General features: G+C 69.5%; 14 protein-coding genes, 1 pseudogene and 1 riboswitch. Of the genes and pseudogenes, 8 read left to right on the top strand and 7 right to left on the bottom strand.

Translation table 11 applies throughout. From position 1 onward, the window contains the following. Positions 1-141 precede the first annotated feature (141 nt). Positions 142-1,077, top strand: coding sequence for a LysR family transcriptional regulator (locus P3T41_RS06635; RefSeq protein WP_280688592.1), 936 nt, complete (start codon positions 142-144; stop codon positions 1,075-1,077). 152 nt (positions 1,078-1,229) lie between these two features. On the opposite strand, the gene P3T41_RS06630 is transcribed toward P3T41_RS06635, so the two are convergent. Together P3T41_RS06630 and P3T41_RS06625 are read right to left on the bottom strand one after the other, a co-directional pair. Beyond that, a complete protein-coding gene (locus tag P3T41_RS06630; protein WP_280688591.1) occupies positions 1,230-2,006 on the bottom strand; it encodes an SDR family oxidoreductase in 777 nt (258 codons plus the stop codon). 168 nt (positions 2,007-2,174) lie between these two features. Then, positions 2,175-2,837 carry a helix-turn-helix domain-containing protein gene (locus P3T41_RS06625; protein ID WP_280688589.1) on the bottom strand — a complete coding sequence of 221 codons (663 nt, stop codon included), beginning with the start codon at positions 2,835-2,837 and terminating at the stop codon, positions 2,175-2,177. Positions 2,838-2,993: 156 nt separating this feature from the next. On the opposite strand from P3T41_RS06625, the gene P3T41_RS06620 reads away from it, so the two are divergent. Then, positions 2,994-5,015 (top strand): transglycosylase domain-containing protein, encoded by a 2,022-nt coding sequence (locus P3T41_RS06620; RefSeq protein WP_280688587.1) that lies wholly within the window; start codon positions 2,994-2,996, stop codon positions 5,013-5,015. Positions 5,016-5,063: 48 nt separating this feature from the next. Here P3T41_RS06620 and P3T41_RS06615 read toward each other — a convergent pair whose 3' ends face one another. From P3T41_RS06615 to P3T41_RS06600, 4 genes are all read right to left on the bottom strand, one after another. Continuing rightward, positions 5,064-6,344, bottom strand: coding sequence for a hypothetical protein (locus P3T41_RS06615; RefSeq protein WP_280688585.1), 1,281 nt, complete (start codon positions 6,342-6,344; stop codon positions 5,064-5,066). Between the two features lie 126 nt (positions 6,345-6,470). Then, positions 6,471-7,205 (bottom strand): TIGR03943 family protein, encoded by a 735-nt coding sequence (locus P3T41_RS06610; RefSeq protein WP_280688583.1) that lies wholly within the window; start codon positions 7,203-7,205, stop codon positions 6,471-6,473. A gap of 46 nt (positions 7,206-7,251) precedes the next feature. Then, positions 7,252-8,166, bottom strand: coding sequence for a permease (locus P3T41_RS06605; protein WP_280688698.1), 915 nt, complete (start codon positions 8,164-8,166; stop codon positions 7,252-7,254). Positions 8,167-8,431: 265 nt separating this feature from the next. Further along, positions 8,432-9,022 (bottom strand): NAD(P)H-dependent oxidoreductase, encoded by a 591-nt coding sequence (locus tag P3T41_RS06600; protein ID WP_280688581.1) that lies wholly within the window; start codon positions 9,020-9,022, stop codon positions 8,432-8,434. Positions 9,023-9,289: 267 nt separating this feature from the next. Further along, positions 9,290-9,467: riboswitch (M-box (ykoK) riboswitch) on the top strand. 316 nt (positions 9,468-9,783) lie between these two features. On the opposite strand from P3T41_RS06600, the gene P3T41_RS06595 reads away from it, so the two are divergent. The 6 genes and pseudogenes from P3T41_RS06595 to P3T41_RS06570 all read left to right on the top strand — a co-directional run bounded on the left by P3T41_RS06595 (position 9,784) and on the right by P3T41_RS06570 (position 14,137). Continuing rightward, complete coding sequence (locus P3T41_RS06595) at positions 9,784-11,433, top strand: divalent metal cation transporter (RefSeq protein WP_280688580.1); 1,650 nt, start codon at positions 9,784-9,786, stop codon at positions 11,431-11,433. A 168-nt stretch (positions 11,434-11,601) separates the two neighbouring features. Continuing rightward, positions 11,602-11,895, top strand: a complete 294-nt coding sequence (locus tag P3T41_RS06590; protein ID WP_280688576.1) for a hypothetical protein — start codon at positions 11,602-11,604, stop codon at positions 11,893-11,895. 171 nt (positions 11,896-12,066) lie between these two features. Next, a pseudogene (locus P3T41_RS06585) lies at positions 12,067-12,321 on the top strand (winged helix-turn-helix domain-containing protein); the annotation flags it as partial. A 53-nt stretch (positions 12,322-12,374) separates the two neighbouring features. After that, the gene (locus P3T41_RS06580; protein WP_280688574.1) at positions 12,375-13,100 is read left to right on the top strand and encodes an MgtC/SapB family protein; all 726 of its coding nucleotides are present in this window, start codon (positions 12,375-12,377) and stop codon (positions 13,098-13,100) included. A 19-nt stretch (positions 13,101-13,119) separates the two neighbouring features. After that, positions 13,120-13,386 carry a hypothetical protein gene (locus P3T41_RS06575; protein WP_280688572.1) on the top strand — a complete coding sequence of 89 codons (267 nt, stop codon included), beginning with the start codon at positions 13,120-13,122 and terminating at the stop codon, positions 13,384-13,386. A gap of 565 nt (positions 13,387-13,951) precedes the next feature. Then, the gene (locus P3T41_RS06570; protein ID WP_280688570.1) at positions 13,952-14,137 is read left to right on the top strand and encodes a hypothetical protein; all 186 of its coding nucleotides are present in this window, start codon (positions 13,952-13,954) and stop codon (positions 14,135-14,137) included. 711 nt (positions 14,138-14,848) lie between these two features. Here P3T41_RS06570 and P3T41_RS06565 read toward each other — a convergent pair. Beyond that, positions 14,849-17,554: a TIGR02391 family protein gene (locus tag P3T41_RS06565; RefSeq protein WP_280688568.1), complete on the bottom strand. Its 2,706-nt coding sequence runs from the start codon at positions 17,552-17,554 to the stop codon at positions 14,849-14,851. Positions 17,555-17,640 lie beyond the last annotated feature (86 nt).

The following is a 17,640-nucleotide window of genomic DNA, read 5'->3' as shown; positions in this document are numbered from 1 at the left end:
CTCGGGCTACGATGCCGCGACGCCGAGGGGCTGATCAACTGCAGGTTGCCGAACACATCGTTCGGGAAATCCGAACGATGTGACAGAATAGGGCAGTTGCTCGTCATGGTTCGGGCACCACGAAGTGACGGGAGCGCGGCGGTGAACCTGCGTCAGATGGAGTGCTTCCTCGCCGTCGCGGACGAACTGCACTTCCGGCGGGCCGCCGACCGCCTGCGACTGGCTCCGCCCAGTGTCAGCGAGGCCGTCGCCAGTCTGGAACGCAGCCTCGGTGGTCGGCTCGTCGAGCGGACCAGCCGGCAGGTCCGACTGACGCCCTTCGGCGCCGAGTTCGCCGCCGCGATACGGCAGCCCATCGAGGCGTTGCACCAGGCCCATCGGACCGCCCGCCTGCGCTCGGTGCGCCATCGCGACCTCGTCGTCGCCCACACCCCGGAGCTGGGACAGCTGCTCCTGCCGGGACTGGTCGACGCCTGGCCCGGTGCCGCCGCTGACGACGAGGCCCGGGGTCGGTGGCGTCCGGTCCCCATGCACACTCCCGAGCAACTGGCCGCCGTGGCGGACGGCGCGGTGGACGTGGGTCTGTGCTGGTCGGTCCCCGAGCAACCCGGGATCGCCAGTACCGTGCTCGGCGAGTTCCCGCTGGTCGCCGTCGTGCAGGCGGCGGACCCACTGGCGAGCCGCCGGGAGGTGGCGCTCACCGACCTCCGCACCCGTCAGATCCTGATCACTCCGCGTGCCGACAACCCCTACCTCGAAAGCCAGTTGCAGGCGGACATCATCCGGGCAGGCATCCCGCGTACCCACATCGAGGAGGTGGGGCGCTACGACGAGCTGGCCGTGCACGTGGCCACGCGCGGACACGTGGGTGTCCACCCCGGGCCGATCGCGTTCACCAACTCCCTGCCCACGGTGCTGTTCCGCCCGATCGCCGACGCCTCCGACACGGTCCGGATCTGCGCGATCAGCCGCGCCGAGGCTCGCACCGGTTCCGTCGCGGAGCTCATCGCGACCTTGCGGTCGATCGTCGGCTCGCTCGACATGGATGCCAAGCTCACGCGCTCAGCACCCGAATGACCTGTCGGATGACAGCCTGTTTCGCCTTGCCGCTACTCGGGGTGGCGCGCGTCGGCGCTGGACCGCTGCTTGCGGCGGGCCCGGAGGACCTTGCCACCCCTGCGCAGGACCAGGAGGACGGCTATGACGATCCCGGTCGAGATGCCCAGCCGCTACGCGAGGTGCGGATTGCCGTTCGAGGCGCCGAGCCCGCCGTCGACGCGGATATGAGCCCCGTTCACGAAGCTCGCCGCCGCACTGGCCAGGAACGTGATGACGGAAGCCGCCTCGGCCGGATCGCCGAAGCGCCGCATCGGCACCCGGTTGAGCGCTGCGGCGACGATCGCCTCGTTCTGCAGGAATCCCGCCGTCATGTCGGTGGAGATCATGCTGGGATGCACGGCGTTGACCCGCACGCCTTCCGCGCCGTGGTCGAGCGCCATCGCGTTGGTCAGGTTGGTCACCGCGCCCTTGGCCGCGTCGTAGGCGGCCAGGCCCCAGTCACCGCCGAGCCCGGAGGCCGAACCGACATTGACGATGCTGCCGCCCACGGCGCGCAGATGTGGAAGCGCGGCCCTGGAGGCGAAGAACACCCCGTCGAGGTCCGTGGACATGACGCGTCGCCAGCCCGCCGTATCGATATCGGTCACGGAACCCAGGGGCTCACACGTGCCGGCGTTGTTGACCAGGGTGTCCAACCGGCCGTGGTCGTGGGCAACGCCGTCCACCAGCCGGGTGATCTCCACCTCGTCCGAGACGTCACCGACCCGAGCGATCAGCGTCGAGCCGGTCGGCGCGCCGGACACCACTTCGTCCAGCTTCGCCTGCGTCCGGCCGATGATCACCACTGTGGCGCCCGCGGCGGCGAAGCGGTGAGCGGTGGCCGCCCCGATGCCCGACCCACCGCCGGTGACGATGACGACCCTGCCCGTGAACGTGTCCTCAGCCATCGGAAAGCTCCAATTCCTCGCGGGGTCACCGCGTCGGCGACGGCCCGGTGTTCGGGGTGTCCCTTCCCTTGGAGCCTAGGAGGATCGGTACAGCACGGGCTTGAACCACAGCGCCATCCGGGCAGAACATCAGCGCCAGACAGCACGGAGCGACGACGACGGGCGGCTTCACGAGGGCTGCGGTTGCGTCGTGCTCGCGCTCGTGCTTCTGGGCGGGAACGGCTCGGGCGGACGGCTCGTCGCGCGGGCCTGTAGGCGCACCCGCAGTCCGTCCGCGCCTGCGAGGTACAGCACTTCGGCCGGTGCTCCACCTGCCGCGCCGAACCAGTGGGGGGTCCGGGTGTCCAGTTCGGCCGCGTCGCCGGGGCCGAGGGTGAGCCGGGTGCCGGCCAGGAGGAGTTGGACCTGCCCGGCCAGGACGCACATCCAGGCGTAGCCGTCGTGCCGCCGCTGGTCGGGCTTCTCGTGCGGGGGCAGGACCAGCCGGTACACCTGGATCCCGCCGGTGTGATGGGAGAGCCGTTGGGCGGCGATGCCACGGCGCCGCTGCGGCGAGTGAACGACCGGGGGTTCCCCTGCGTGCTCCACCACGGCGACCAGTTCCTCCACCGGGGTCTGGTAGACGGCGGCGAGCGGGACGAGCAGGTCGAGCGAGGGCTGGCGGTGCCCGGCCTCCAGGCGAGAGAGCGTGGAAGCGCCGATGCCGGTGAGGGCGGCCACCTGATCCAGCGTCAACCCGGCCTCCTGGCGCAGTACCCGCAGCCGGGAGCCGATCGCCGGAAGCAGTTGCGCTATCTGATGGCGCTGGGGGATCACCGGGACGGTTGCCATGACTGGCAGTCTCGCAGTCTCCACATCCTCGTGGACCGCGGGTCGCGCCGCCGCGGCGGGGCTGTCCAACTCGTCTCCGTGCGATGCAACCAAACGGACTTTCAAAGTCGTTATTGGTAAGGGGGTTCGAATGGTTGGGTGAATTACGGGGGGCACATGCTTGCCAGCAGTCGGCGCGCGGCCGGGGTCGCGGGTCTGCGTCTGCGCAGGGCGGCCGTGGTGCGGTTGAGTCGGGGGCGGGCGGGCAGGCGGCCCAAGGGGTATCCGCGGCCGGACCGGGTGGGGGTGCGCCGGTGGGTGCCGTCGTGGCGGCATGTGGTGCGGATCGGGTTGTTCGGTGTCGCGTGTCTGGTCGGGCTGCTGGGATACGTCTACCACGAGACGAAGATCCCCACCGATCTCAAGGCCTTCGCCATCCAGCAGAACAACGTGTACTTCTGGGCGGACGGCACCGAGATGGCCCGCACCGGCGAGGTCAACCGGCAGGACATCCCGCTGGACCAGGTGCCGCAGGGGGTGCAGTGGGCGGCGCTGGCCGCCGAGAACGAGACGTTCTACTCGGACTACGGCGTCGACCCGCAGGGCATGGCGCGGGCCGTCCGCAACATGGCGACCGGTGGTGCGATGCAGGGCGGTTCCACCATCACCCAGCAGTATGTGAAGAACGCCTATCTGAACCAGAAGCAGACGATGTCCCGGAAGCTGACCGAGATCGTCCTGGCGGTCAAGCTCGACCGGAAGCTGAGCAAGCAGCAGATCCTGGAGGGATACCTCAACACCAGCTGGTACGGCCGCGGTTCGTACGGCATCGAGCGGGCGGCCCAGGCGTACTACGGCGAGGACGTCTCGCAGCTCAACGTGAGCCAGGGCGCCGTGCTCGCCTCGCTGCTCAAGGGAGCCGGGCGCTACGACCCGGCGATCAGCCCCGAGAACCACAAGCGGGCGGTGGACCGGTGGAAGTGGATCCTCGACCGGATGGTCGTGATCGGCAAGCTCACGCCCGCCCAGCGGGCCGCCTACACCACCTTTCCCGAGCCCCAGGAGCCGCCGAAGCAGGTGGGGCTCAGCGGGCAGACGGGCTACCTGGTGGACATCGCCAAGCAGTACGTGACCACCCACACCGGCATCACCGACGCCCAGTTCGACCTGGGCGGCTACCAGATCCACACCACCTTCGAGAAGCCGAGCCAGACGGCGCTGACCGACGCGGTGCAGGCGGCAGCCGCCCGGCAGAACGCCGACCCGGGGCTACGGGTCGGCGCCGCCTCGGTGGCCTCGGACGGGCGGATGCTCGCGGTCTACGGTGGTCCCGACTACCTCAGACAGGGTTATGACAACGCCAACTCGGCGCTGGTGCCGTCCGGTTCGGCGTTCACTCCGTTCGTGTACGCCGCCGCGCTGAGCCAGGGGGTGCAACGGCAGTTGGGCGCCGGTCGCACCCCGGTCTCGCCCACGACGCCCTACGACGGCGACAACCAGATACCGGTGCAGACGCCCGAAGGCCCGTACTGGGACCGCGACGGGCACCTGGTCAAGGGGACCAACGACGGCGGGAAGTCCTGGGGGAGCATCAGCCTGCTGACGGCGATGGAGCAGTCCGTCAACACCCCGCTGATGCAACTCGGCCTGGACACCGGCCTGGACCAGGTCCGCCAGACCGCGCTCGGCCTCGGGCTGCTCCCCGACAGCCTGGGGGCGCAGGTGCCGGCCTTCTCGCTGGGCACCTCCACCCCGAGCGCGATCCGGATGGCCGACGCGTACACCGCGTTCGCCGACGGCGGCATGCACACCGATCCGTACTCGGTCCTGCGGATCACCCGGGACGGGGCGCCGGTCGACGTGCAGAAGCCGGCCCCGGCCCGGGCGTTGAGCCAGCAGGTCGCTCAGCAGGTCGACGCGGCGCTGACCGGCACGGTACAGGAGGGCACCGGGCGGGGTGCGCAGGTGCCGGGCCGGACGGTGGCGGGCAAGACCGGCACCACCCAGGACAACCGGGCGGGCTGGTTCGTCGGGTACAGCGGGCAGGTGTCCACGGCCGTCGCGGTGTTCCGGCTGGACCCGAAGAGCGTGCAGGCGCTGCCGCTGGACGGCCAGGGCGATCCGGCCAAGTCCGCTGCGGCCACCGCCTATCCGCTCGACATCTGGAGCACCTACGTGAAGAGCGTCTCCGCCGACTAGCGGGTAGGGGCTGGCGGTTGCCGGCAGCTCGGGCCGGGCGCCGGCGGGTCACTTGACGATGGTCGACCAGTCCGGTGCCTGGCCGGGGTCCAGCCGGCGCAGCTGGGCCAGCACCTTCGGGTCCTGCACGTCCAGCCAGTCGGCGACTTCCTTGAAGGAGACGCAGCGCACGTCCGGCTGCGTGCAGACGGTCCGCATCACGTTCTCGACGGCCTTCATGTAGATGCCGCCGTTCCAGTTCTCGAAGTGGTTCCCGATGAACAGCGGTGCCCGGGCGCCGTTGTAGGCCCGCTCGAAGCCGTTCAGGTAGCCCTGCTCGGTCTCCTTCTCCCAACCCGCGAACTTGGTCGGGTCGCCGTCGGGGTTGCCGCCGGACTGGTTGGCCAGGAAGTTGAAGTCCATCGAGAGGACCTGGAAGTTCTGGTTCGGATACGGCAGCGCCTGCAGCGGGAAGTTCCACATCCCGTTGGTCTTGGCCGGCCAGATCTGGTTGTCGCCCGGCGAGCTGGCGTCGTAGCGCCAGCCCAGCGCCGCCTCGGCCGGCAGCAGCGTCTTCTGCCCCTCCAGGCACGGCGCGCGACCGCCGACCAGCTCCTTCTGGTAGTCGAACGGCAGCGGCGGGAGGTCGGTGTACCCGGTGTTGGTCTTCCAGTTCTCGACGAAGGAGTAGGCCTGCTGGGTCTCGCTCTGCCACTCGGCGGTGCTCCAGTCACCGCCGCCGCCGGTTCCGCAGAAGTGGCCGTTGAAGTGGGTGCCGATCTCGTCGCCGTCCTGCCAGGCGGCGCTCAGCTGCGCCAGGGTGGCCTTGATGTGGGCGTCGGTCGGGAAGTCGATGGCCGCCGTGCCGACCGGATGCTGGGGCGGGTGGTAGAGGTAGCGCTTCGAGTTCGGCAGCAGGTACATGCCGCTGAGGAAGAAGGTCATCTGGGCGTTGGACTCGTGGGCCACCTCGCGGAAGTGCGAGAACAGGTGGTTGTCGTCCTCCAGCGCGCCGTCCCAGGAGAAGACCACGAACTGCGGCGGCTTCTCGCCCGGTTTCAGCTTCTCGGGCGTCGGCTGCTTGGGCTGCGGTCCGGTGTCGGAGGTCGACCCGTCGCCGATCACCCGGACCTTGCCGTCCCACGGCTGGCTGGGCGACGCGCTCGGGGTGCCGCCCGTCGGGGAGCCGCTCGGGGCGCCGCCGGTCGACAGGGCAGGCGACGGGGCGGGCGAGGCGGCGGCCGCCGGCACGCGCGTGCCGCCGGGCGCCATCGGCACGAAGGCCAGCGCGACGGCGACGCCCATGCCCCCGGTCAGCAGAACGGTCCTACGCCGATTGGTCGCCACCATCAACCTCGTTCCAGACAAGCTGTTCAGATGTACCGTCAGCCGGATCGGCTGACCGACGGAGATCTGGGTCCGACTGGAAGACGCGGTGGAGGCGGCCGGGGTGACACCCGCGGGCAGTGATGACTCTCACTCGTACGGATCGCGCGGTTCGGGCACCGAAACCACCTGCCCGGCGTTGAGAGCCGGCACCGCATCGGGCTGCGCGGGCTGCCCGTCGGGCTGCCAGACCCCGGTGACCGCCACCCAACTGCCGGTCGGCGGCGCGGCCGCACCGCGGATCTCGACCTTGTAGGTCATCGCGTCGGCGGCGCAGCAGCTGATGACCAGTCGGGTGACGTACCAGCCGCCGCCGCTCTTCGGGCTGACGAAACCGAGCAGCTTCACCCGGCGGCCCTTCAGCGGCTGCGCGGCGTCCCAGGCGGCCCGCACGTCGAACTCGGCGAGCGGCAGCGCCAGCGGGTCACCGGCGGGCAGCGGCGGGAAGCCGGTGGCGGTGTCCGGCTTGGCGACGGTGTTCGCCGCGTGCTGGGCGGTGTAGCTGCCCAGGGCGGGCGGCGAGACGAGCAGGATGCCCGTGACCGGGAGGATCAGCAGCCAGGCGATCCTCGGGCCGTGGGTGTGGCTATGGCCGTGTGCGTCGTGGTCGCTGTCCTGGTGGTCCTGGTGGTCCTGGTGGCGCGCGCCGCGCAGGGCCGCGACGGCGCCCAGCACGCCCAGCAGCACCAGCACGACCCCGGCGGTGACCAGGTAGGGCCGCAGGGCTGCCCGTACGTACCGCAGGTACATGTCGCTGAACAGCGAGATGCGCAGCACCGCCGAGCCCAGCAGCACCAGCAGGATCGCCTGCACCTCACGCTTCACCGCGCCACCCCTTCACCACGCCACCGCTTCGCCGTGCTTCGGCCGTTCAAAGCAGCCACCAGCCCGCCAGGGTGGCAGCCAGCACCGCGACCGTGAACGTCACGGTGGAGAAGCGCCAGGCGAAGGGCCAGCCGAACGTCCCGGCCTGCATCGCCACCAGTTTCACGTCGACCATCGGGCCGACCACCATGAAGGCCAGCCGGGCCGGCAGCGGAAACGCGCTCAGGCTGGCCGCGACGAAGGCGTCCGCCTCCGAGCACACCGCGAGCACCACCGCGAGCAGCGCCAGGACCAGCACCGAGACGCCGGGCAGGTGCGCGAGGCCGCCGAGCAGTTGCCGGGGGACCAGCACGTTGAGGGTGGCCGCGGTGATGCCGCCGATCACCAGGAAGCCGGCCGCGTGCAGGAACTCGTGCGCGAACGCGGCCCGGAACGCCGCCCACCGACCCGCACCGGCCGGCTGCGCCCGCCGCACCGAGGGGCGCAGCCACTCGGGACGGCCGAACCGCGCCCAGAGCCAGCCCACCACGACGGCGGTGACCAGGGACGCGGCGAACCGGGCCAGCACCATCTGCGGCCGACCGGGGAAGGCGACCGCCGTCGCGGTGAGCACCACCGGATTGATCGCCGGGGCGGAGAGCAGGAAGGCGAGCGCGGCGGCGGGCGCCACACCGCGGGCGATCAGCCCGTCCGCCACCGGAACGGAGGCGCACTCGCAGCCGGGCAGCACCGCCCCGGCGAGTCCGGCCGCCGGGACGGCGAGGACCGCCCGCTTCGGCAGCGCCCGCTCCAGGAAGGAGGCCGGCACCAGCGCGGTGATCGCCGCGGACAGCAGCGTGCCGAGCACCAGGAACGGGATCGCCTGGACGCAGATGGCGACGAAGACCGTCGTCCACGCCTGCAGACCTGGTGCGTCGAGCCAGCCGACCAGCCAGCGCCGGCCGGCCAGCAGCAGCACCATGCCCGCGACGAGCAGTTCGAGGGACCCGAGCCGTCGGCCGGTCGGGCGGTCGGGCTCGGCCCCGGGCTCGGCCGGGTGCTCCGGTGTGAGGGTGTTCTGCTCCGCCATACGTGTGCGCCGCTCCTCGCGATCCGTTCGCCGTTGTTCGGACGATAGACCGTCAGTTCGACTGCGTCGCACCGGGATCGGAGGCTGTAGCCCGCCGGGTTCGGCAGGGAGCGCGCCGGTCCGTGGGTCGACCGGCGCGCTCCTGCCGTTCTGGGGGTCAGACGGTGTACGGGCTCTTGACCCGGGCCTCCTGGAGCGCCTCGGCCCACCACTTCAGCCGCTCGATCATCAGCTTGGCCGCGCCGTTGGACCCCTCCGGGTCGGTCGGCGCGCCGTCCTCGTCGAACAGCGACCACACGTTGTGCAGGCTGACGGCGTCCCGGATGGTGGTCGCGTGCACCTCGGCGAAGACCGGGCGCAGGTGCTCGACCGAGCGCATGCCGCCGGACAGGCCGCCGTAGGAGACGAAGGCGACCGGCTTGGCGTGCCACTCGACGTTGTGCCAGTCGATCAGGTTCTTCAGCGACGCAGGGTAGCTGTGGTTGTACTCCGGCGTGATGACGACGAACGCGTCGGCTGCGGCCAGCCGCTCGCGCACCGCGTCGGCGACCGCCGCGGTCTCCCCGGTCGGCTTGGTGCCGAACGCCGGGAACGCCATGGGCAGACCCACCTCGGCCAGGTCGATCGCGTCCACCTCGAGGTCCGCGTGCTCCCGGATCTGCTCCAGGAACCAGCGTGCGACGACCGGTCCGAAGCGGCCCTCACGGACGCTTCCGATGATGACGGCGATCCGCAGCTTGTCGGACATGTTTCCTCCCCATAGGCCGATGGCGCCGACCTGACGATCGACTCGGGACGACGTTACGGGCTGAACCACGGTGGCGGTCAAGGAAACTGGGAAGGCGGCCGAGGCTGTCGGGCGTTGCCGGGGATGGTCACTGTGGTGCCGCCACCTCGGGTCCAGGTCGCGGCTCGGTGACCTGGTCCTTCGCGGTGTGTCCAGGTCTCGCAGGTCAAGGTTTGGTAAATGCGGCAAGCGTTCGGTCTGGACGGGGCTAAGCTGTACAAGGTTTTGCAGGCACCTCGTTCGGTGAGGCGTCTTCATGGACACAGGCCACTGATCCCAACCGTCGAGAGACGCTCCGGATCAGGACAGATCTTCCCGACCTAAGGGTTGATCCCAAGTGGCTTCCGGCTCAGCCGAGTCGGATCACGCCGTGAAGTGCCAAAGCTCTGACGAGTTGGGGTGAGCTGACTTTCGAGGTCAGCGAGCTCCTTGCCGTGTCGTCATGCGTAGCGGATCCGTCGCACGCACCGGCCGGAAGGAGGCGAGAGACTCATGGATTGCAGTAGTCCGGGCCACAGTAGCCCCTGCCCCCGCCTGTCCTCGTACTTCTTCGGCTCGCGGTAACCACCTTCGCTACGCGCTTTTCGATCTGACACGCCATCACCAGCAGCTCGGTGCTGCCCTGCTGCCTGGTGTGCTTTCTTGGTGCGGTTCGTAGCGGGGATAGCTGCCGCGTGCCTCCAAACTCCCCCTGAATCCGTGGGGGCTGAGGGAGGTTCATCATGACCACCAACGCGACTCTCGACTCGAAGGTTCCCGCCGCGCGTGCCGCGGTGCTGGATGACGCGCACCTGGGTGACATCAAGGGTGCGCTGGGCACGATCCGGCTGGATGACACGGCCGAGCGCAAGGGCCTGTCCGCGAAGCTGAAGACGCTGCTGGCGATCGTGGGCCCGGGCCTGATCGTGATGGTCGGCGACAACGACGCCGGCGCGTTCTCCACCTACGGGCAGGCCGGGCAGAACTACGGCACGCACCTGCTGTGGACGCTGCTGCTGCTGGTCCCGGTGCTGTACGTCAACCAGGAGATGGTGCTGCGCCTGGGCGCGGTGACCGGTGTCGGGCACGCCCGGTTGATCCTGGAGCGGTTCGGGAAGTTCTGGGGCGCGTTCAGTGTGATCGACCTGTTCCTGCTCAACGGGTTGACGCTGGTGACGGAGTTCATCGGGGTGACGCTGGCGGCCGGCTACCTGGGCCTGCCGAAGGTCGCCTCGGTCGTGCTGGCCGCCGCGATCATCATCGCCTCGGCCTTCACCGGCTCGTTCCGCCGTTTCGAGCGGATCGCGGTGGCGTTGTGCGCGGGTTCGCTGCTGCTGGTGCCGATCTACTTCATGGTCCACCCGAGGACCTCGCGGATGGCGCACGACTTCGTGGTGCCGAACATGCCGGGCGGCACGGGGCAGTTGGCGACCGTGATGCTGCTGATCATCTCCATCGTGGGCACCACCGTCGCGCCGTGGCAGCTGTTCTTCCAGCAGTCGTACGTGATCGACAAGCGGATCACGCCGCGGTTCATGAAGTACGAGAAGGCCGACCTGTGGATCGGCATCGTGATCGTCGTCGTCGGCGCGGCCGCGATGATGGGTTTCACCGCCGCCGCGTTCGCCGGCACCGACGGGGTGGGGCAGTTCTCGGACGCGGGCGCGGTGGCCAGGGGCCTGGCGGACCACAGCGGCAAGCTGGTCGGCGTGCTCTTCGCGATCGCGCTGCTGGACGCCTCGATCATCGGCGCGTTCGCCGTCTCGCTCTCCACCGCCTACGCGATCGGTGACGTCTTCGGCATGAAGCACTCGCTGCACCGCGGGGTCGCCGGCGCCAAGGGCTTCTACGCCGTCTACGCGGCGCTGGTCTGCGTGGCGGCGGCGATCGTGCTGGTCGCCAGCGACCACACGCTGGGGTTGTTGACGCAGGGTGTGCAGGTGCTGGCCGGGGTGCTGCTGCCGTCGGCCTCCGTCTTCCTGCTGCTGCTGTGCAACGACAAGCAGGTGTTGGGGCCGTGGTCGAACGGGCCGAAGGTCAACGCGTTCACCTCCGCCGTGGTTGGCGTGCTGGTGACGCTCTCGGTGATCCTGACCGCCTCGGTGCTGTTCCCGAACATCTCCTCCGGCGCGATCCTGGACATCATGGCCGGCTGCGGCGTGCTGGGGGTGCTGGCCGCCGGCTTCGCCTTCACCCGCAAGCGCACGGCCACCGCCGAGGACCCCATCGACCGCACCGGACGCGACAACTGGCGGATGCCCCCACTGGCGACCCTGACTCGCCCGGTGATGTCCACCGGCCGCAAGATCGGCATGGGCGCGCTGCGCACGTACCTGCTGATCGCGATGATCCTGGTCGTCATCAAGCTCGTCCAGACCGCCCTCGGCCACTGAACCACCGAGCCATCCGGCCTCGGGGGGAGGCCTCGAACTGCCTCCCCCCGGCCCTGGTTCGTCCTGCACGTAGTCCGCTTGACGCACGCTCAACCCGCGAAGCGCCCGCTTCGCCATGCCCGCGTGCGCGTGACGTGCGCGCACGCCGTCCACGGAGGTGAGCTCCCCGTGTCCGTCTTCACGTTCCACCCCGCGCTCCCGGCCGCCCGGCCGCGACCCGTCGTCCGCCCCAGCGTCCGCCCCGGCGGCACCGTCCGGGTCCGGGCCTTCCTGGCGCAGTTGCTGCGGCGGCTGGCCGACAGCCCGCTCGACAGCCCGGTCCTGCACACCTTCCAGCCCCCGGCGCCGCGCGCCACCGCCGCTCCGCACCGGCAGCGGGTACGGCTGGCCGCCGAGTGGCACGCCATCACCGACGCCGCCGGAGCCGTCCACCTCGAAGCCGCCTGGCACGCCGAGAGCTGAGAGCCGAGAGTCGCGAGTCGAGAGGGAGGCGTTTCGATGCCCCTGCACTACCCCCGGGTTCAACTGATCTTCTCCGACAGTCCAACCGTGACTGCTCCCATGGTGGCGGCGCCGACCCGGCGCCTCGCGGCGGTCGGCGTGGTGGTCGACATCGACCAGCGCGTCGTCACCGTCGACGGGCGTCCGCTCGACCTCACCTACCTGGAGTTCGAGTTGCTCGCCCACCTGATGGCCCAGCCCAAGCGGGTGCTCTCCCGCAGCCAGTTGATGGATGCCGTCTGGGGCCGCCCGAATCTGGGCGACACCAGGACGGTCAGCACTCATGTGGCCCGGATCCGCCGTAAGCTCGGCCCGGCCCACCGCGACACCATCACCACCGTCCGGCAGATCGGCTACAAGTTCGACCCGGCGTTCGCCCGTACCTGACTACCTGACGCGGCGTCCGACTCGCGGCGTCCGACTCATCGAGGAGGTGCTTCATGCACTCCCTGTCCACTCTCGACTTCCTGCTCCGGTTGGCCACCGGCGTCCTGTGCGGCGCCGTGATCGGGGTCGAACGCCAGTGGCGCGCCCGGATGGCGGGCCTGCGCACCAACGCGCTGGTCGCCACCGGGGCCACCCTGTTCGTGCTGTACAGCGAGGCCATCGGCGACGTCGGCAGCCCGACCCGGGTCGCCTCCTACGTGGTCTCCGGCATCGGCTTCCTCGGCGGCGGCGTGATCCTGCGCGACGGCGCCGGGGTGCGCGGCCTCAACACGGCCGCCACCCTCTGGTGCTCGGCCGCCGCCGGTGTGCTGGCCGCCTCCGGCAAGTACGGTTTCGCCATCATCGGCACGCTGGCCGTGATCGCCATCCACGTGGTCGGCCGCCCCGCCGGACGCCTGCTCGACCGGGTCCCGGCCGCCGGCACCGACCCCGACGCGGTGGTCGAGGCCAACCTGCACCTGCGCTGCGACCGCAGCGCCGAGACCCACATCCGTGCCCTGCTGCTGCAGGCCCTCAGCACCTCGGGCCTCACCCCGACCGGCCTGCGCGCCCGCCGCGAGACGCCCGAGATCACCAGCCTGCGCGCCTCGCTCTCGGTCAGCGGCGACGTGGCGAGTGCGCTGGAGCAGGTGATCTCCCGCCTCTCGCTGGAGCCCGGGGTCCGGGACCTGCACTGGCACCTGGACGAGGAAGAGGACGTCAACCAGGCGATGGCGTGACGCGAACGGGGGCGCGGACATGTGGGGGAGACTGGCGGCATTCCGGCGGCGCCGAGCCCCGGCGGCGGGGGAGCCGGCGGAGGACTGGTTCACCGCCGAGAGCCTGGCCGACTTCCCGCTGGAGGCGGTGCGGCCGTACCTGGCCGACCACCCCCTGGGCCGGTTGCACACCGCCTGGGTGCTGGCCCTCACCGGGCACGAACCTGCCTGGATCGCCCGGCACTTGGGCCTGCCGGAGGCGGTGGCGGTGCTCCTGGCGGAGGCGGTGAACCGGCGGGATCACTGACCCTGCCGGGCCGACCGCGTTCTCGCATCGCGGCCCGGATCCCGGCGATCAGCCCGGGGGTCCGGCTTCTGTCGTGCTCCTCCCGGCAGCGGCGGCAGCGGCCGTCCTGCAACGCGTTCGGCCGGGCGGGTCGGTAGCATCCCTGACACTCCGTCAGTCTCGATGGCGCTTGCTCGATCACCTGTTCCGGAGGCAGCCGGTCGAGCAGCCGTTTGCGCGCGAACGCCCCGGGGCACTGCACCGTCGCCGGCAGCCCGTTGGTCATCGCGAACCGGAACTGCTCGACGGTCACTCCCCGCGCGAACCACTCGGCGGCGAGCGCCTCCAACTCCGCACATTCGGCCGCCGAGAGCATCATCCGCCGATCGGCCGCGGCGAGCGAGGCCAGCGCCCGGTACGACACGGAGCGCGCCGGGGGCGCGGGCGCAGGGTCCGTGCGCCCGCCCGTCCGACGGTCCGTCAGGAACTGCTCCCACCAAGCCGAGCTGCGCGGCGTACGCGAGAAGTACGTCCGGGAGACCCACTGCGTCAGCCCCTCGCCCACCCGCTCGCGCACCCGGCGCAGGTGGCCCTTCCGGGTGAGAGCCCGGAGCACGGTGCTGACGGCCTGCTGCCCGAACCGGGCGAGCATCCGGGCGAGGGACTTCACGTCGATCGCGGCACCATCGGGCACGCCGTCGATATAGCCGGCGATTTCGGCCTCGCGGTCGGTCAGGTGAGCGAAGTCATCTGGTCCGCTCGGGTGTTGTGACGGCGCGGACCGCTTGCCGTAGCCGGGCGCGGCGATAGCATAGGTAATAGCCACTGGATCGACTGGCTTTCGATCGTGTCGGTCAGACCCCCGTCTGGTGTTAGCGCACCGGGCGGGGGTTGCTGCTTTGCGCGAACCGTACACCGTGATCGCGGGCAGTTGCCAACTGGTGACGATTAGTCATACTCATTGGCTGCGAAGGACATTGGGTGGGTGGGCGGGATATGACCACCCACCGTTCCTCAGAAAGAGCGCTCGGGTCCCGAATCCCGAAGCTCGGGTGTCCGCTGGTGCGTTGAGCGGTGCTCGCTCGGGGACAGTCCCCGGCGATGCGCGAGTGGCCTTTCGCAGGGACGCGCCGAACCGCTGGGCGGCCGTGGCTTCTCCGTCCGTGTCCCCGTCCGCATCTCCACGGCACCAAGGGAACTTTCGAATCTGTCGAACTCTCGCGCCAGTAAAGGCCTCTGTCCGGCGCCGGGGCGGAGCTGTACGAGCCCGAAGGTGCTAAGCACGGCCTCGCTGTCCACGGCGACCCGACGTATGCGCAGTCGCAGTCGCAGGCGTGGCAGCGTGAAGTCATCGCCAAAGCGGGTGACTTCCTGGTGGTCGCTGCCTAACAGTGGGTTTGCCTTCGACGGGCTCCTTGCCCGGGGCGACCTGGAACTGACGAGCGGAATTGAACTGAGCGCAGTATTTCGACAATGGACCTCGTTACGCCAGGAGGCGGTGGACGGCACCTGCGCCGAACTCCGCCGCGTAGAGATCGCCCGATTCCGCAGCAGCGAGCTGGCCCGGGTTGCGAAGCCCCGTGGCCAGTTCCACGATTCGCCCCTCCCTGAGTTCGAGGAGTCTGCCTCCGTCGAAGTCACTGAGCACGATGCCGACGTTGGTCCACACCACCCCGTTTAAGCCGGCCAGACCTTGACCGGCCAGCAGGTCGGCAGGAGCGGTGTCCAGCGCGCCGAGGGACAGGCGCCACAACCGGTTATGGCGGTTCTCAGGCGTAGCTTCAGCATCCGGAGAACACAGGACGAGCAGCGATTGGTCCTTTCGCGCCAAGGCAACGGGATGGCCGGAAACGGCACCAAGCGGGACCGCCGAACCGTCCATACTCACCCGCTGGAGCTCACCCGTGTGCAGGGCGACGATCAGTTCCGCCTCGTCCCGCACGAACGCCATCGGTGTGCTTGTGGGTTCCGTCGCGAGCTTTACCAAGGTGCTACTGCTGTAGCCAGTGCTGTGGTGGAGTACAAGCACGGCTCGTTGCTCAAGGAGCCGGACAGCGAGTTCGCCATCGCTACGGGCGGACAACGTGTCCGTTCCGATGTTGGGCAGCAGCTGGGCGGGCACCATGGCCGCCAGGCGGTAGACCCCGTCCGTTCCCGCCCGCCACAGCTGTCGACCGCGTGTGCTCACTATCAGGCCGTCCGGAGTCCACGCGATGCCGGCGACCGGAGGCAGGCCTGACAGGTAGGTGGTGAGTGTGCCACTCGGGTGGGCCGCGACCTCCACGCTCGCCTCAGCGGAACAGCCGCCGTGCAGACAGCGGAGCACGGCCGTCCCGGGTTCCTTCGCGAAGACCGTGCCGCCATTGAACTTTGCGGCTCTTTCATTACTGGTCTCAACTTGAGGATCGTCTACCGGCGCCGTCCAGGTCGCCGTGCCGTCGGTGAAGTGGCCCATAACACGTAGCGGTGACTTAGCCTTGGCACGCAGAGCCAGGTGGGACGGCTCGATACTGATCTTCATGAGCCTCTCAGGGTGGGCGGGAGCGACTGGCTGTCCATCAAATACGCTGCCGTCGTCCCACACCTTGCGAAGCTGGCCGCTAGGGCGGTCGCGCACCCACACCGGCCCGGTGCTGGCGTCAGAAGTGGCCAAGTGCCAAGCGACATAGTGGCCGACCTGGTAGGTCTCCCGCGTCACGACAACGCGCTCCCCCAAGACCCCAGCCACCAGCGTCGCCAGCCGTACGCCGCCCAGTTCCAGTTGCTGTTGCGCCATCGCATCCGCGTACAGAGGGATATTGACCTCCACCACGCGGTACCAGCTCTTCTGACCCGGCTCGAGGGTGATCCACACTGTATGCGCAGGACCCTGGCGGGTCCCCTCCACCAGATGGATGCGATGTTCCCCGGCCGGGATGCCGCCCACATCGACGACTAGGGTGCCTGCCTGGTAACTGACATTGTCCAGCCGTGTCCGTTCGTCGAGCCATACCTGGACCTGACTCCCGGCACGCTCAACCCACAAGGTGACAGTGGCGCCTTGGTCATGACGGTAGCCGCGCACAGCCGGCGCTCGGTCGACGTCACGATCCAGCAGATCCAGGAGCGAGCTGGCATGCGCGAGCAGCCGCAAGCATTCGCGGCGAGAGCGGCACGGGAGCAGTGGCCGGTCCTTGTGTGAGCGGTCGCCTTTGAATAGTCCGATCGCCCCAGCGAACAGTTCGACCAGCCGCCCCTTGTCCTGCTCTCGATCGGAGATCCGGATGGGGTCCTTCTTGTCCCGGAATGCCGCTGTGACGAGGTCGTTCCCGATGGCGTGGCTTCCGCTGCGCTGTTGCACCTCGTGCTCAAGTCGCCGGAAGGCCGCGAAGATTGCGTCGTCGAACCGGTCTGCGCGCAGGAGGTCAGCACACGCCTCGACGACCTCCGGGCGAAGGAGGGTCAGATGAATATCCAGTTCCCCATCCGGGGACGCGAGCGGAGCACTCCCCGATTGACCATGCGAGACGACCGCGTTGTTGTAAAAGATGTTGGTGATCGTGTTACCGGTAACCTTCGGCCGCTCGCGGCCTTCTTCATCGGCGTAGGCCAACAGTTGATCAACACTGCTGATCTTACGGTAGGGGCGAACACCCCGCCGGTCCACGAGGCGCTGCCACAGCCAAGGCTCCTCCCTCGGCTTGCTGCTCCCTGCCCACAGATGCGGAAGCAGGTCTGCCAGGACGAACAGGCGGCCCATCAGGTCGCGTGCCTCGACGACTTCACTGGTCGGTTGTTCGTCATCGCCGCCCGAGGGACTCAGGGGCAGACCCAGTTGCGCTGCGAAGTCCGCGCTTGAAGCAGTGAGCTGCACCTCGGAGTCGCTAGTGGCGCGCTGTTCCAGCGTAACTGTCCACTCGACGAGATCGCTCAGCCGTGCCAGGTCGTCTGTGCCGCCCTGACACGAAGCCACCCCACGGAGCGTCAGCCGAACCTCGTCGTTGTCGGAGTAACCGTGTCCTTGCCAGGGCCTGTTCACATATCGGGGACTGAGCGCCACCAAGGCGGTTTGGGCGTCCTCGATGCCCAGTTCGCGGTCGGCCCGCAGGTCCACGGCTGTGAAAGTGGGCCATGCTCCCCGCTGGCGCAGCAACTCGTAGACGGTCTGCACGAGAACCTGATCTTCAGCGCCCACGGCATCGTCGTCCACGCCATGATGCTCGCACCCAGCGTGGCGCTGGCGCACGGATATTTCAAGGATAGTCATCGGCGGTGGTCGACCGGGATGACTTCGTC

It is taken from the genome of Kitasatospora sp. GAS204B, assembly GCF_029892155.1.
In the GTDB taxonomy this organism is placed as follows: domain Bacteria; phylum Actinomycetota; class Actinomycetes; order Streptomycetales; family Streptomycetaceae; genus Kitasatospora.
Note: the sequence above shows the minus strand (reverse complement) of the source record. Positions and strands in the feature narration are given on the sequence as shown.